Source organism: Escherichia marmotae (genome assembly GCF_002900365.1).
Classification (GTDB): domain Bacteria; phylum Pseudomonadota; class Gammaproteobacteria; order Enterobacterales; family Enterobacteriaceae; genus Escherichia; species Escherichia marmotae.
In genome coordinates this window covers 3,388,820-3,402,860 of record NZ_CP025979.1, presented here as the reverse complement: position 1 = coordinate 3,402,860, position 14,041 = coordinate 3,388,820, and the positions used below count along the sequence as shown (strand labels likewise).

Here is a 14,041-nt window from a genome sequence, read left to right as displayed (position 1 = left end):
GTGTAGAAAACCCTTAAGTGTTGTCCTTAAATACTGCGCAATGTAATGCCAACGTTCACACGTTATTTCAGCAGAGGATCCAGTCCACCACGTGCATCCAATGCATACAAGTCGTCACAGCCGCCAATGTGCTGTGCGTCAATAAAAATCTGCGGAACCGTGGTGCAGCCACTGCGTTTGATCATCTCTTCACGCTTAGCGGCGTTGCCATCAATCGGCAGTTCCTGGAAATTCACGCCCTTGCTGCTCAGCAATGCTTTCGCACGATGGCAATAAGGGCAGGTTTCTTTGGTATAAATTTCAACATTGGCCATAATTTAGCTCCTGTTTTTTACCTGTTGTTTTATGTTGCAGGGTAGCGACAAAATAGAATATCCCCAGAAGCTTATATCAATAAGTCACTGGGGCATAATTGCAGCTAACTATCAGCGGCATAAAAAACGACAGGTAAATTATTTGCCGCGCACCAGAGGCAAGTTCTCGCCAGCCCAGCCAGCTACGCCTTCTTTCAGCACAAATACTTGCGCAAACCCAGCTTTCGTCAGCGCGTTTGCTGGCTCCTGGCACTGCATGCCAGAACCGTCAACCACGATAACCGGTTTGTCTTTGTGCTTATCAAGCTCACCAACATTGTTGGCTTTGATTTCGGTCGGCAACAAATTGATAGAGCCAGCGATATGGCCTTTACGGAAGTCATCACGTTGGCGTAAATCCACAACCACAGCGTCTTCTTTGTTGATCAGACGCGTCGCTTCACCACGTGTAATCACCTTCACTTTCGAGGTCAGGCTTTTGAACGTAGTAACCAGGACCGCCACCAGTAACGCGATCCAGGCGATACTCAGCATGGGATGGCGGCCGACAAATTGCATAATTTCTTGCATGGGGGGTAACAACTCCCGACGTAGTGATTAAAAAAACCAGGAAAGGAGTATACCTGCGCGTTGCGGCAAATACAGCCAGCGCGTGCACTGGAATGCAATTTTGCGGGGCGCTACGAAAAAAAATCGCAAATCAGCCCCCGGCTTTCACTGTGCGGCGTCATAATTTGATCTTCAGAGGCTATTTTATCGATTCAGCTGTAGTAAAATTACGCAAATTTTGACTCTTGAGTATGAGGTTGTCGCAATGTCGGTTTCTAAAAAACCTATGGTACTGGTGATTCTGGATGGCTATGGCTATCGCGAAGAACAGCAGGATAACGCCATTTTTAGTGCAAAAACCCCGGTAATGGATGCACTGTGGGCCAATCGTCCGCATACCCTGATCGACGCTTCCGGTCTGGAAGTCGGTCTGCCTGACCGTCAGATGGGTAACTCCGAAGTAGGTCACGTTAACCTGGGTGCCGGCCGCATCGTGTATCAGGACCTGACTCGTCTGGACGTTGAAATCAAAGATCGCGCGTTCTTCGCTAATCCGGTGCTAACTGGCGCGGTAGATAAAGCGAAAAACGCGGGCAAAGCTGTACACATTATGGGTCTGCTCTCCGCAGGCGGCGTACACAGCCACGAAGATCACATCATGGCAATGGTAGAACTGGCCGCTGAACGTGGCGCAGAAAAAATCTATCTGCACGCATTCCTCGACGGTCGCGACACCCCACCGCGCAGCGCTGAAGCTTCTCTGAAAAAATTCGAAGAGAAATTTGCCGCACTGGGTAAAGGCCGCGTAGCGTCCATTATTGGTCGTTACTACGCGATGGACCGCGACAACCGTTGGGATCGCGTTGAAAAAGCTTATGACCTGCTGACTCTGGCGCAGGGCGAATTCCAGGCTGATACCGCCGTTGCCGGTTTGCAGGCCGCTTATGCTCGTGACGAAAACGATGAATTCGTGAAAGCGACTGTCATCCGTGCCGAAGGCCAGCCAGATGCAGCAATGGAAGACGGCGACGCACTGATTTTCATGAACTTCCGTGCTGACCGTGCCCGTGAAATCACCCGCGCGTTCGTTAACGCTGATTTCGACGGTTTCGCCCGTAAGAAAGTGGTTAACGTTGATTTCGTGATGCTGACCGAATACGCCGCCGACATCAAAACCTCAGTGGCTTACCCACCAGCCTCTCTGGTTAACACCTTCGGTGAGTGGATGGCGAAAAATGACAAAACTCAGTTGCGTATTTCCGAAACCGAAAAATATGCCCACGTCACCTTCTTCTTTAACGGCGGCGTAGAAGAGTCGTTCAAAGGCGAAGATCGCATGCTGATCAACTCACCGAAAGTCGCGACCTACGACCTGCAACCGGAAATGAGCTCCGCAGAACTGACCGAAAAACTGGTTGCGGCAATCAAGAGCGGCAAATACGACACCATCATCTGTAACTACCCGAACGGCGACATGGTAGGTCACACCGGGGTGATGGAAGCGGCAGTTAAAGCGGTAGAAACGCTGGATCACTGCGTGGATGAAGTGGCGAAAGCCGTTGAATCTGTTGGCGGTCAACTGCTGATCACCGCTGACCACGGTAACGCTGAACAGATGCGCGATCCGGCTACCGGTCAGGCGCATACGGCGCACACCAACCTGCCTGTTCCGCTGATTTACGTTGGCGATAAGAACGTGAAAGCGGTTGAAGGTGGCAAACTTTCTGACATCGCGCCGACCATGCTCTCTTTAATGGGTATGGAAATCCCGCAAGAGATGACTGGTAAGCCGCTGTTCATCGTGGAATAATCCCTCCCCATGAGGGGAAAGGCGATTAATACCATGACACGGGCCACGAAACCGCGCAGGTTTGCAGTCAGGCCCATCATTTACGCCAGCGTTCTTAGCGCTGGCGTATTGTTGTGCACTTTTTCCGCCCAGGCGGATGACCGCGACCAACTCAAGTCTATTCAGGCCGATATCGCCGCGAAAGAGCGCGCGGTACGCCAACAACAGCAACAACGCGCAAGCCTGCTCGCACAATTGAAAAAGCAGGAAGAGGCGATCTCTGAAGCCACCCGTAAGCTGCGCGAAACGCAAAACACGCTCAATCAACTGAATAAACAGATTGATGAGATGAACGCGTCAATTGCTAAGCTGGAGCAGCAAAAAGCCGCTCAGGAACGCAGCCTCGCCGCGCAACTGGATGCCGCGTTTCGTCAGGGTGAGCATACCGGTATTCAGCTCATTCTTAGCGGTGAAGAAAGCCAGCGCGGCCAGCGTTTGCAGGCTTACTTCGGTTACCTCAACCAGGCGCGACAAGAAACCATCGCTGAGCTGAAGCAGACGCGCGCAGAAGTTGCCATGCAGCGTGCTGAACTGGAAGAGAAACAGAGCGAACAACAAACACTGTTATATGAACAGCGCGCCCAACAGGCGAAGCTGACCCAGGCGCTGAATGAGCGTAAGAAGACGCTGGCAGGGCTGGAGTCTTCCATTCAACAAGGTCAGCAACAGTTAAGCGAGCTGCGCGCCAACGAATCTCGTCTGCGCAATAGCATTGCTCGTGCAGAAGCGGCAGCGAAAGCACGTGCTGAACGTGAAGCGCGCGAAGCCCAGGCAGTGCGCGACAGGCAGAAAGAAGCGACGCGCAAAGGCACCACCTACAAACCAACCGAAAGCGAAAAATCGCTGATGTCCCGTACCGGTGGTTTAGGTGCACCGCGTGGTCAGGCATTCTGGCCTGTTCGTGGGCCAACACTGCATCGCTATGGCGAACAGCTACAGGGCGAGCTGCGCTGGAAAGGGATGGTTATTGGTGCTTCTGAAGGCACTGAAGTTAAAGCGATTGCCGACGGTCGAGTAATTCTGGCTGACTGGCTGCAAGGCTACGGTCTGGTGGTGGTGGTTGAGCACGGTAAAGGCGATATGAGTCTTTACGGCTATAATCAGAGCGCACTGGTGAGCGTTGGCTCGCAGGTTCGCGCGGGTCAGCCAATTGCACTAGTGGGCAGCAGTGGCGGTCAGGGTCGGCCTTCACTCTATTTCGAAATTCGCCGCCAGGGTCAGGCGGTCAATCCACAGCCGTGGTTGGGAAGATAAGTTTTGTTTCCATTTCGTCGTAACGTTCTTGCATTTGCCGCTCTGTTGGCGCTTTCCTCCCCCGTACTTGCTGGCAAACTTGCCATCGTTATTGATGATTTTGGCTATCGCCCGCACAACGAAAACCAGGTGCTGGCGATGCCATCCGCTATCTCCGTCGCCGTGCTACCCGACTCGCCGCACGCCAGAGAGATGGCGACCAAAGCGCATAACAGCGGTCACGAAGTGTTGATTCATCTGCCGATGGCACCATTGAGTAAACAGCCGCTGGAAAAAAATACGTTGCGCCCGGAAATGAGTAGCGACGAAATTGAGCGCATCATTCGCAGTGCAGTCAATAACGTGCCCTATGCTGTGGGGATCAACAACCACATGGGCAGCAAGATGACCTCGAACCTGTTTGGTATGCAGAAAGTGATGCAGGCGCTGGCACGTTACAATCTTTACTTCCTCGACAGCGTAACCATCGGCAATACCCAGGCGATGCGCGCCGCGCAAGGTACTGGCGTGAAAGTTATTAAACGGAAGGTATTCCTCGACGATTCGCAAAACGAAGCGGATATTCATGTGCAGTTTAATCGCGCAATTGAACTGGCGCGTCGCAACGGTTCGACGATCGCCATTGGTCATCCTCACCCTTCAACGGTACGTGTGCTGCAGCAGATGGTTTATAACCTGCCGCCAGACATTACGCTGGTGAAAGCCAGCAGCTTGCTGAATGAACCGCAGGTCGATACATCGACTCCGCCGAAAAACACCGTGCCCAACGCGCCACGTAATCCGTTCCGTGGTGTGAAGCTGTGTAAACCGAAGAAACCGCTGGAACCGGTTTATGCTAATCGCTTCTTTGAAGTATTAAGCGAAAGCATCAGCCAGAGCACACTGATCGTTTACTTCCAGCATCAGTGGCAAGGCTGGGGCAAACAGCCCGAAGCGGCAAAACTTAACGCTAGCGCAAATTAAAGGCGCTACGCGTAATGCGATGGTGCGACCGTGTTTTGTCGCGCCATTGCCATAAGCGGAAAGACCACAGCAACGCCTGATAACCCACCTTCACGCTGCGCACATTAGTAATCAGGCGCTTATACATGCCGGAAGTAAATATCTCGGCAATCATCTGCTGGCGGGTAATAATATCCGGCTCTTTACGTACCGCATGGCAAACGCGCAATGCTTCATACGTTATTTGCTGATGAAATTCCGGATAAATCGTAATTTTGTCGGCGTACTGGCGATTTAATTTTTCCAGCAGACGCGTGATTTTAATATAGTGGCGTTGATAATTAAGGTTTTTATTCCCTTGTCTATTCAGACGACTCACTGACGAATTATGCAGATAATATTTATATAATGGTTGCTCGGTATATCGCGCGCGCAGCGCGTTAAACATAAATTCTGTTGTCCAGACAATATCCTGATGATGTAATCCGGCAATAAATTTAATGTTATTTTTTACAATAACATCGCGGCGATAAACGCCCATCCAGACAACGTGAGTCCAGCGGCGGGAAGAAAGCCCCATCCGCAGCCAGTCCGGGCCAGTTAACACGCCGGTTGAGCGAAGGCGATCGGTGGGAATAGATTGCCAGGTTTCCCCGGTATCACGAAAACACCAGTCAGCATTGCACTGCGCCACGTCGAGATCGTCCTCTAGCGCCATTGTCATCAGCGTTTCGTACATAGAGGGATAGACTTCATCATCGGCATCGACAAAAGCGACATATTTGCCCGTCGCCGCCTCAATCCCACGATTACGCGCTACCGATGCGCCAGCATTCGCCTGATGCAACAAGCGAACGTGCGGATAGTTTTCCGCGTAATGCTTTGCTATTTCAACAGAATTATCCGTTGAACCATCGTTAATAATAATAATTTCCAGAGCAGTCCAGGTTTGCGCAATTAAAGATTCCATACACGTGCGAAAATCATCGCCCGCATTATATAACGGGATAATAACACTAAGTTTATTGGTGCTGTTCATCATAAGTTACCGACGACCTCTGAAATTACCGTTCCTTTGTACAGGCTTTGCATTAAGAAACTATTAAGCCTGTGAGATATTATTTTTACGGGAGAGAGTAACTTCAGGTTAGAGAGATAATGAGAACAGCTATATAAGAGAACAGCGCAATTACTTATTCTTTATTGTACTGACAAGATTTTACATATTTAACGGATTATCCTCAGGAAAAAGGGCTGGAATGCCAGCCCTTTTTTGTGTTAATCCCAGCTCAGGATAACTTTCCCGGACTGGCCAGAACGCATGGCGTCAAAGCCTTTCTGGAAATCATTGATGGAGAAACGATGGGTAATGATTGGCGAGAGATCCAGACCAGACTGAATCAGCGCCGCCATTTTATACCAGGTTTCGAACATCTCACGGCCGTAAATGCCTTTAATGAACAAGCCCTTAAAGATCACTTTTGTCCAGTCGATAGACATGTCAGACGGCGGGATACCCAGCATCGCAATACGACCGCCGTGATTCATGGTGTCCAGCATGGTGCGGAACGCCGCTGGCGCACCGGACATCTCCAGACCAACATCAAACCCTTCGGTCATGCCGAGTTCTGCCATTACATCATTGAGGTTTTCTTTGGCAACGTTAACCGCGCGAGTGATGCCCATTTTACGCGCCAACTCCAGACGGTATTCGTTAACGTCGGTGATCACCACGTTGCGTGCGCCGACGTGTTTTGCCACCGCCGCCGCCATAATACCAATTGGCCCCGCACCAGAAACCAGCACATCCTCGCCAACCAGATCGAACGACAGCGCCGTGTGTACCGCATTACCGAACGGATCGAAAATCGCAGCTAAGTCGTCGGAGATATTGTCGGGAATTTTGAAGGCGTTGAATGCCGGGATCACCAGATATTCAGCGAAGCAACCCGGACGATTAACGCCGACGCCGATCGTGTTGCGGCACAGATGAGTACGACCACCACGGCAATTACGGCAATGACCGCAAGTAATATGGCCTTCACCGGAAACGCGATCGCCAATTTTGAAGCCTTTCACTTCCTGGCCAATACCAACCACTTCACCAACATATTCATGGCCTACGACCATTGGCACCGGAATGGTTTTTTGCGACCACTCATCCCAGTTGTAGATGTGAACGTCAGTCCCGCAGATGGCTGTTTTACGGATTTTAATCAGCAGGTCGTTATGTCCGAGTTCCGGTTCAGGAACGTCGGTCATCCAGATGCCCTCTTCCGCTTTCAGTTTGGATAACGCTTTCATCTCACATCCTCAGGCGATAACGCCCAGTTGTTTACCAATACGCGTGAACGCTTCGACCGCACGCGTAATTTGCTCAGGAGTATGCGCCGCAGACATCTGGGTACGAATACGTGCCTGACCTTTCGGTACGACCGGATAGAAGAAACCGGTAACGTAAATGCCCTCTTTTTGCAGCTCACGAGCAAATTTCTGTGCCACTACAGCATCACCAAGCATGACCGGAATAATGGCGTGATCGGCACCCGCCAGGGTAAAGCCAGCGGCTGACATCTGCTCACGGAACTGACGCGCGTTCGCCCACAGGCGGTCACGCAGTTCACTGCCCGCTTCGACCATCTCCAGCACTTTAATGGAAGCGGCGACAATGGCCGGTGCCAGCGAGTTGGAGAATAGGTACGGACGAGAACGCTGGCGCAGCCACTCAACCACTTCTTTGCGCGCCGCGGTGTAACCGCCGGAAGCACCGCCCAGCGCTTTACCCAGCGTGCCGGTGATGATATCGACACGGCCCATCACGTCGCAGTATTCATGAGAACCGCGGCCGTTTTCACCGACAAAACCGACAGCATGAGAGTCATCGACCATCACCAAAGCGTCGTATTTATCCGCGAGATCGCAAACTCCTTTCAGGTTGGCAATTACGCCATCCATAGAGAACACACCATCGGTGGCGATTAACACATGGCGCGCCCCGGATTCACGCGCTTCTTTCAGCCGCGCTTCCAGCTCCTGCATATCGTTATTGGCGTAGCGATAGCGTTTGGCTTTGCACAGACGCACACCGTCAATGATCGAAGCGTGATTCAGCGCGTCAGAGATAATGGCGTCTTCTGCGCCCAGCAGCGTTTCAAACAGACCACCGTTGGCGTCAAAACAGGATGAGTAGAGAATCGCATCTTCCATACCCAGGAATGCTGCCAGTTTCTGCTCAAGCTCTTTATGGCTATCCTGAGTACCGCAAATAAAACGTACTGAAGCCATCCCGAAACCGTGAGAATCCATTCCCGCCTTTGCCGCCGCAATCAGCTCAGGATGGTTCGCCAACCCGAGATAGTTATTGGCACAAAAGTTAATGACGTGGCTTCCATCAGCCACAGTGATGTCCGCTTGTTGCGCAGACGTGATAATGCGCTCTTCTTTAAACAACCCTTCCGCCCTTGCGGTTTCCAGGTCGTTAGTTAACTGCTGATAAAATTCTCCACGCATTGCGACTCTCCAGACAGGACAAATTCCCGCACATATTACCCAAACTTACAGGTCGCGACGAGATGACGCGTTAACACTTCTGTAAAATTTAGAATAAATAACGCCCATCATTCTCACTTTCGGTGAATGGCTGAAGCCAACGCCGTGTAGTGATATGATAGAAGTATTCGTGTCTGAGATTGTCTCTGACTCCATAATTCGAAGGTTACAGTTATGATCATCGTTACCGGCGGCGCGGGCTTTATCGGCAGCAACATCGTTAAGGCCCTGAATGATAAAGGCATCACCGATATTCTGGTGGTGGACAACCTGAAAGACGGCACCAAGTTTGTGAACCTGGTGGATCTGAATATCGCAGACTATATGGATAAGGAAGACTTCCTGATCCAGATTATGGCTGGCGAAGAGTTCGGTGATGTCGAAGCGATTTTCCATGAAGGCGCGTGCTCTTCCACCACCGAGTGGGATGGCAAGTATATGATGGATAACAACTATCAATACTCCAAAGAGCTGCTGCACTACTGTCTGGAACGCGAAATCCCATTCCTGTATGCATCTTCCGCAGCCACCTATGGCGGACGCACCTCCGACTTTATCGAATCCCGCGAATACGAAAAACCACTGAACGTCTACGGTTACTCAAAATTCCTGTTTGATGAATATGTTCGTCAAATCCTGCCAGAAGCGAACTCGCAGATTGTCGGTTTCCGTTACTTCAACGTTTATGGGCCGCGTGAAGGCCATAAAGGCAGTATGGCGAGCGTCGCTTTCCATCTCAACACTCAGCTTAACAACGGTGAATCACCGAAACTGTTCGAAGGTAGCGAAAACTTTAAACGCGACTTCGTCTACGTGGGCGACGTGGCTGATGTGAACCTGTGGTTCCTGGAAAATGGCGTTTCCGGCATTTTTAACCTCGGCACCGGTCGTGCAGAATCTTTCCAAGCCGTGGCGGATGCGACGCTGGCTTATCACAAGAAAGGCCAGATCGAATACATTCCGTTCCCGGATAAACTGAAAGGCCGTTATCAGGCATTCACCCAGGCAGATCTCACTAACCTGCGTGCTGCGGGTTATGACAAACCATTCAAAACCGTTGCCGAAGGCGTAACGGAATATATGGCCTGGTTGAATCGCGACGCATAAGAGCTTTGAATGAAAATACTGGTGATCGGCCCGTCTTGGGTTGGCGACATGATGATGTCGCAAAGTCTCTATCGTACGCTCCAGGCGCGCTATCCCCAGGCGATAATCGACGTGATGGCACCTGCCTGGTGCCGTCCGTTATTGTCGCGGATGCCGGAAGTCAACGAAGCCATTCCCATGCCCCTCGGTCATGGGGCACTGGAGATTAGCGAACGCCGCAAGCTGGGGCATAGCCTGCGCGAAAAACGTTACGACCGCGCCTACGTCTTACCCAACTCCTTTAAATCAGCATTAGTGCCTTTCTTCGCAGGTATTCCTCATCGCACCGGCTGGCGGGGTGAAATGCGCTATGGTTTACTCAACGATGTTCGCGTACTTGATAAAGAAGCCTGGCCACTGATGGTGGAACGCTATGTCGCGCTGGCCTACGACAAAGGCATTATGCGCACAGCACAAGATCTGCCGCAGCCACTGCTATGGCCGCAGCTACAGGTGAGCGAAGGTGAAAAATCGTATACCTGTAATCAATTTTCCCTCTCATCGGAACGCCCGATGATTGGCTTTTGCCCTGGTGCAGAGTTTGGTCCGGCAAAACGCTGGCCGCACTACCACTACGCGGAACTGGCGAAACAGCTCATTGATGAAGGTTATCAGGTGGTTCTGTTTGGCTCGGCTAAAGATCATGAAGCGGGTAATGAGATCCTTGCGGCATTGAATACCGAGCAGCAGTCGTGGTGTCGTAATCTGGCAGGGGAAACGCAGCTTGATCAAGCGGTTATCCTGATTGCGGCTTGTAAAGCCATTGTCACTAATGATTCAGGGCTGATGCACGTTGCGGCAGCGCTTAATCGCCCACTGGTTGCACTGTATGGCCCGAGCAGCCCGGACTTCACACCGCCGCTTTCCCATAAAGCGCGGGTGATCCGCCTGATTACGGGTTATCACAAAGTGCGTAAAGGTGACGCCGCAGAGGGTTATCACCAGAGCCTGGTCGACATTACGCCACAACTCGTGCTGGAAGAACTCAACACGCTGTTGTTACAAGAGGAAGCCTGACGGATGCGGGTACTGATCGTCAAAACATCGTCGATGGGCGATGTTCTCCACACGCTGCCCGCGCTCACCGATGCACAGCAGGCAATCCCGGGGATTACGTTTGACTGGGTGGTGGAAGAAGGTTTTGCACAAATTCCTTCCTGGCACGCCGCCGTTGAGCGGGTTATTCCGGTAGCGATACGTCGCTGGCGTAAAGCGTGGTTTTCAGCGCCTGTTAAAGCAGAGCGGAAAGCGTTTCGTGAAGCGCTACGGGCGGAAAACTATGACGCGATTATTGATGCACAAGGACTGGTAAAAAGTGCCGCGCTGGTGACACGTCTGGCGCATGGCGTTAAGCATGGAATGGACTGGCAAACTGCTCGCGAACCACTGGCAAGCCTGTTTTATAATCGCAAGCACCATATTGCGAAACAGCAGCACGCCGTAGAACGAACCCGTGAGTTGTTCGCTAAAAGCCTGGGGTATAGCAAACCACAAACCCAGGGCGATTATGCTATTGCGCAGCATTTCCTGACAAATCCACTACCGGATGCTGGTGAATATGCTGTATTTCTGCATGCCACGACCCGTGATGATAAGCACTGGCCGGAAGAGCACTGGCGAGAATTAATCGGCTTGCTGGCAGATTCGGGGATCCGCATTAAACTCCCTTGGGGCGCACCGCATGAAGAAGCTCGGGCGAAAAGGCTGGCGGAGGGATTTGATTATGTCGACGTATTGCCGAAGATGAGTCTGGAAGGAGTTGCCCGAGTGCTGGCCGGGGCGAAATTCGTGGTTTCGGTAGATACGGGGTTAAGCCATTTAACTGCGGCTCTGGATAAACCCAATATCACTGTTTATGGACCGACCGATCCGGGATTAATTGGCGGGTATGGGAAGAATCAGGTGGTTTGTAGGGCGGCAGATAAAGATCTTGCTCATTTGGCTGCAGATACAGTATTAAAAAAAATCAATTCCTGATTAACACATTATATATTATTTAAGATGGTGGATAAGCAATGTTAACAGCCTCGCTGGTGCTGCGTAATAAAGAGAACTGGAAACCATACTGGAATAAAGCGTTGGTATTTCTCTTTATTTCAACCTTTTTCCTTGATGGTATTACCCGTTATAAATATATCATATCAGTACTAATGATCATCACGGTAATCTATCAGGTTTCTCGTGCTCCAGGAACATTTAAAGCACTCTATAAAAATAATCTTTTTTATAGTGTCATAGCACTGTCACTCATTCTTTTATATGCCACTTTCATATCACCCGACCTGAAAGTAAGTTTTAAAGAGTTCAGTAATACGGTACTTAAAGGATTTTTGGCATATAGTTTACTTATACCCGCATTATTAAAAGATGAAGATAATGAAAGCATCGGTAAAATTGTACTATACTCATTAGTTAGCGGACTTGGGTTACGTTGCCTTGTTGAAATTATTCTTTACATTCAGGATTATAACAAAGGAATAATGCCATTTACGACATATGAACATCGCAGCATTTCAGATTCAATGGTGTTCTTATTTCCCGCATTATTAAATCTTTGGTTTATCAAGAAAACATCTTATAAAATAGGTTTTATAATTTTCAGTGTTGTTTTCTTGTTTCTTTTATTAGGAACACTCTCCCGAGGCGCATGGCTGGCAGTATTCATTGTTACTCTACTGTGGTTAATCTTAAATCGCCAGTGGAAATTATTAATGCTTGCCTCCATAATTATTACCATCGCTGCAGCTTGCGTATTTACCTATAAAGTTGATAATACCAACAAAGATAGACTTATTTATAAACTTCAGCAAACCGACAGTTCTTATCGCTATACCAATGGCACACAAGGTACGGCATGGACGTTAATTATGGAAAATCCGCTTAAGGGATATGGCTACGGCGATGATATTTACCATGCAATATATAATAAGCGTGTCGTAGATTTTCCGTCATGGACATTCAGGCAATCCATTGGACCACACAACATTGCTTTGTCAATTTGGTTTGCAGCAGGTTTAGCTGGACTACTCGCTTTACTTTATCTGTATGGCTCTATTATCAAAGAAACAGCTAATGCAACATTTAAAAAAGTTGTGGTCACTCCTTATAATGGTCAATTGCTACTATTTTTAACACTTATCGGCTTTTATATTATTCGAGGCAACTTCGAGGAAGTTGATCTTAAACCAATAGGCTTGATTGTTGGTTTACTGTTAGCAATGCGGAATAAATAAAAAAAGCCTGCCTGATATTAAGTTCAGGCAGGCTCTTCAAATCAAATAATTTTTTAACCGAACCAGTCTTGCATTTGTTCTTCAAAACACTGTGTTACATGTTCCCAGCTATATTTTGAGAAAACGAATTTCCGGGCATTTTCGGTAATCTGTGTTCTATTACTGTCTGCTAAAACCCGGTTGATATCAGCGAGAATACTTTCAGATGTCATAGGTTCAGCAAGGTGATAGCCCGTTATACCTTCCAGGACAAACTCGCGAATCCCCCCTTTTTGACTGGCAAGAACAGGCTTACCAGCCGCCATTGCTTCAACGGCTACCATGCAAAAAGCCTCTTCTACCTGAGAAGGAACAACCACCAGATCGGCTAAGTGGTAATAATTATGCATCTGCTCCGGCGGCTGTCCACCTGCCATAATACATTGCGCGCCAATGGCTTTCGCCTCATCCAGAACCTTTTTCTGATATTCAGCTTTTTCACCTTTTCTACTGGCATAAGGATCACCAACGATAACCAATTTTAGATTGTCTCGCTTCTCACGCAGATTATTAAAAGCCTCCATAAGCATCAGGCATCCTTTATCTGGTGATATCCTTCCTGCAAATAATAATACGGTATCATTGGCATCAATATTAAGCTTCTGTCTTAAATCTTCCGTAATATTTTGTGTATAAGATTCAGAACAAAAACCATTCGGCACAATAGCAATATCTGCATCAGGCATTTTTTCTGAATAGAAATCAAAAAGAAACTGGCTCGGTACAATTATCTTTGCATTTTTGTCTAACTGACTTGGTTCGAAAGCATTATGAAGATGCATGACGAGTTGCGCCTGGGGGCTTCTATCACGAATCTGTTTATAAAGTTTCATACTATTATGAATGACAATAACAGATTCTTTCAGATCAGCATTTTTAGGTTGGGTATTTAAAATACGCTGAGAATACGGCACAGGATCAAGTCGGGTCCACTTTTGGAAAAGACGTTTATAGATTCGACTAAAACCAATGTAGTGAATATCACATTTATCATTTACTTTTGTGTAGGTCGGGTAGCCCTCGTTTCGAATACAGGCAATAGTTGCTGACATCGAAAGTCTTTTTGCAACCTGATAAATCCATGTTTCGACCGCCGCAGCTCCTTTTGGTGGTATAGAAAATATTGGTGTAACGGTAAATATTATCTTTTTAATCATTATTAAATA

13 protein-coding genes are annotated in these 14,041 nt (G+C 49.0%); 7 read left to right on the top strand and 6 right to left on the bottom strand.

Annotated elements, in window-relative coordinates:
- Nucleotides 1–62: 62 nt before the first annotated feature.
- Complete coding sequence (grxC, locus tag C1192_RS17580; protein WP_038355017.1) at nt 63–314, bottom strand: glutaredoxin 3; 252 nt, start codon at nt 312–314, stop codon at nt 63–65.
- A 138-nt stretch (nt 315–452) separates the two neighbouring features.
- On the bottom strand, nt 453–884 hold the full coding sequence (locus C1192_RS17575; protein ID WP_001517466.1) for a rhodanese-like domain-containing protein: 432 nt from the start codon (nt 882–884) through the stop codon (nt 453–455).
- 244 nt (nt 885–1,128) lie between these two features.
- Here C1192_RS17575 and gpmM point away from each other — a divergent pair, with 244 nt between their 5' ends.
- From gpmM to C1192_RS17555, 3 genes are read left to right on the top strand one after another with little or no spacing between them, the layout of a single operon-like run.
- Nucleotides 1,129–2,673 carry a 2,3-bisphosphoglycerate-independent phosphoglycerate mutase gene (gpmM, locus tag C1192_RS17565; RefSeq protein ID WP_038355018.1) on the top strand — a complete coding sequence of 515 codons (1,545 nt, stop codon included), beginning with the start codon at nt 1,129–1,131 and terminating at the stop codon, nt 2,671–2,673.
- A gap of 33 nt (nt 2,674–2,706) precedes the next feature.
- Nucleotides 2,707–3,966: a murein hydrolase activator EnvC gene (gene envC, locus C1192_RS17560; RefSeq protein WP_001517464.1), complete on the top strand. Its 1,260-nt coding sequence runs from the start codon at nt 2,707–2,709 to the stop codon at nt 3,964–3,966.
- A gap of 3 nt (nt 3,967–3,969) precedes the next feature.
- Nucleotides 3,970–4,929, top strand: coding sequence for a divergent polysaccharide deacetylase family protein (locus C1192_RS17555; RefSeq protein WP_038355019.1), 960 nt, complete (start codon nt 3,970–3,972; stop codon nt 4,927–4,929).
- Here the strand turns inward: C1192_RS17555 and waaH are convergent.
- The 3 genes from waaH to kbl form a co-directional block, all read right to left on the bottom strand.
- Nucleotides 4,916–5,950: a UDP-glucuronate:LPS(HepIII) glycosyltransferase gene (gene waaH, locus C1192_RS17550; RefSeq protein ID WP_000982071.1), complete on the bottom strand. Its 1,035-nt coding sequence runs from the start codon at nt 5,948–5,950 to the stop codon at nt 4,916–4,918. The two genes, C1192_RS17555 and waaH, sit on opposite strands and share 14 nt — an antisense overlap.
- 236 nt (nt 5,951–6,186) lie before the next feature.
- Complete coding sequence (tdh, locus tag C1192_RS17545) at nt 6,187–7,212, bottom strand: L-threonine 3-dehydrogenase (RefSeq protein WP_038355020.1); 1,026 nt, start codon at nt 7,210–7,212, stop codon at nt 6,187–6,189.
- Between the two features lie 9 nt (nt 7,213–7,221).
- Nucleotides 7,222–8,418, bottom strand: coding sequence for a glycine C-acetyltransferase (kbl, locus tag C1192_RS17540; protein ID WP_001213851.1), 1,197 nt, complete (start codon nt 8,416–8,418; stop codon nt 7,222–7,224).
- 213 nt (nt 8,419–8,631) lie between these two features.
- Between kbl and rfaD the strand changes: the two genes are divergently transcribed.
- From rfaD to rfaL, 4 genes are read left to right on the top strand one after another with little or no spacing between them, the layout of a single operon-like run.
- Nucleotides 8,632–9,564 carry an ADP-glyceromanno-heptose 6-epimerase gene (gene rfaD, locus C1192_RS17535; protein WP_000587764.1) on the top strand — a complete coding sequence of 311 codons (933 nt, stop codon included), beginning with the start codon at nt 8,632–8,634 and terminating at the stop codon, nt 9,562–9,564.
- Between the two features lie 9 nt (nt 9,565–9,573).
- A complete protein-coding gene (rfaF, locus tag C1192_RS17530; RefSeq protein WP_000699256.1) occupies nt 9,574–10,620 on the top strand; it encodes an ADP-heptose--LPS heptosyltransferase RfaF in 1,047 nt (348 codons plus the stop codon).
- 3 nt (nt 10,621–10,623) lie between these two features.
- Nucleotides 10,624–11,580, top strand: a complete 957-nt coding sequence (rfaC, locus tag C1192_RS17525) for a lipopolysaccharide heptosyltransferase RfaC (protein ID WP_016249406.1) — start codon at nt 10,624–10,626, stop codon at nt 11,578–11,580.
- 38 nt (nt 11,581–11,618) lie between these two features.
- Entirely contained in the window at nt 11,619–12,836 is a 1,218-nt protein-coding gene (gene rfaL / locus C1192_RS17520) for an O-antigen ligase RfaL (RefSeq protein ID WP_038355021.1), read from the top strand.
- A gap of 53 nt (nt 12,837–12,889) precedes the next feature.
- On the opposite strand, the gene C1192_RS17515 is transcribed toward rfaL, so the two are convergent.
- Nucleotides 12,890–14,032 carry a lipopolysaccharide N-acetylglucosaminyltransferase gene (locus C1192_RS17515; protein WP_038355022.1) on the bottom strand — a complete coding sequence of 381 codons (1,143 nt, stop codon included), beginning with the start codon at nt 14,030–14,032 and terminating at the stop codon, nt 12,890–12,892.
- Between the last annotated feature and the right edge of the window lie 9 nt (nt 14,033–14,041).

Bases quoted from the DNA above. Each gene is read 5' to 3' on its own strand.
- grxC (WP_038355017.1), bottom strand. From the start codon at position 314: ATGGCCAATGTTGAAATTTATACCAAAGAAACCTGCCCTTATTGCCAT.
- C1192_RS17575 (WP_001517466.1), bottom strand. From the start codon at position 884: ATGCAAGAAATTATGCAATTTGTCGGCCGCCATCCCATGCTGAGTATC.
- tdh (WP_038355020.1), bottom strand. From the start codon at position 7,212: ATGAAAGCGTTATCCAAACTGAAAGCGGAAGAGGGCATCTGGATGACC.
- waaH (WP_000982071.1), bottom strand. From the start codon at position 5,950: ATGATGAACAGCACCAATAAACTTAGTGTTATTATCCCGTTATATAAT.
- rfaF (WP_000699256.1), top strand. From the start codon at position 9,574: ATGAAAATACTGGTGATCGGCCCGTCTTGGGTTGGCGACATGATGATG.
- envC (WP_001517464.1), top strand. From the start codon at position 2,707: ATGACACGGGCCACGAAACCGCGCAGGTTTGCAGTCAGGCCCATCATT.
- C1192_RS17515 (WP_038355022.1), bottom strand. From the start codon at position 14,032: ATGATTAAAAAGATAATATTTACCGTTACACCAATATTTTCTATACCA.
- rfaL (WP_038355021.1), top strand. From the start codon at position 11,619: ATGTTAACAGCCTCGCTGGTGCTGCGTAATAAAGAGAACTGGAAACCA.
- rfaC (WP_016249406.1), top strand. From the start codon at position 10,624: ATGCGGGTACTGATCGTCAAAACATCGTCGATGGGCGATGTTCTCCAC.
- rfaD (WP_000587764.1), top strand. From the start codon at position 8,632: ATGATCATCGTTACCGGCGGCGCGGGCTTTATCGGCAGCAACATCGTT.
- gpmM (WP_038355018.1), top strand. From the start codon at position 1,129: ATGTCGGTTTCTAAAAAACCTATGGTACTGGTGATTCTGGATGGCTAT.
- kbl (WP_001213851.1), bottom strand. From the start codon at position 8,418: ATGCGTGGAGAATTTTATCAGCAGTTAACTAACGACCTGGAAACCGCA.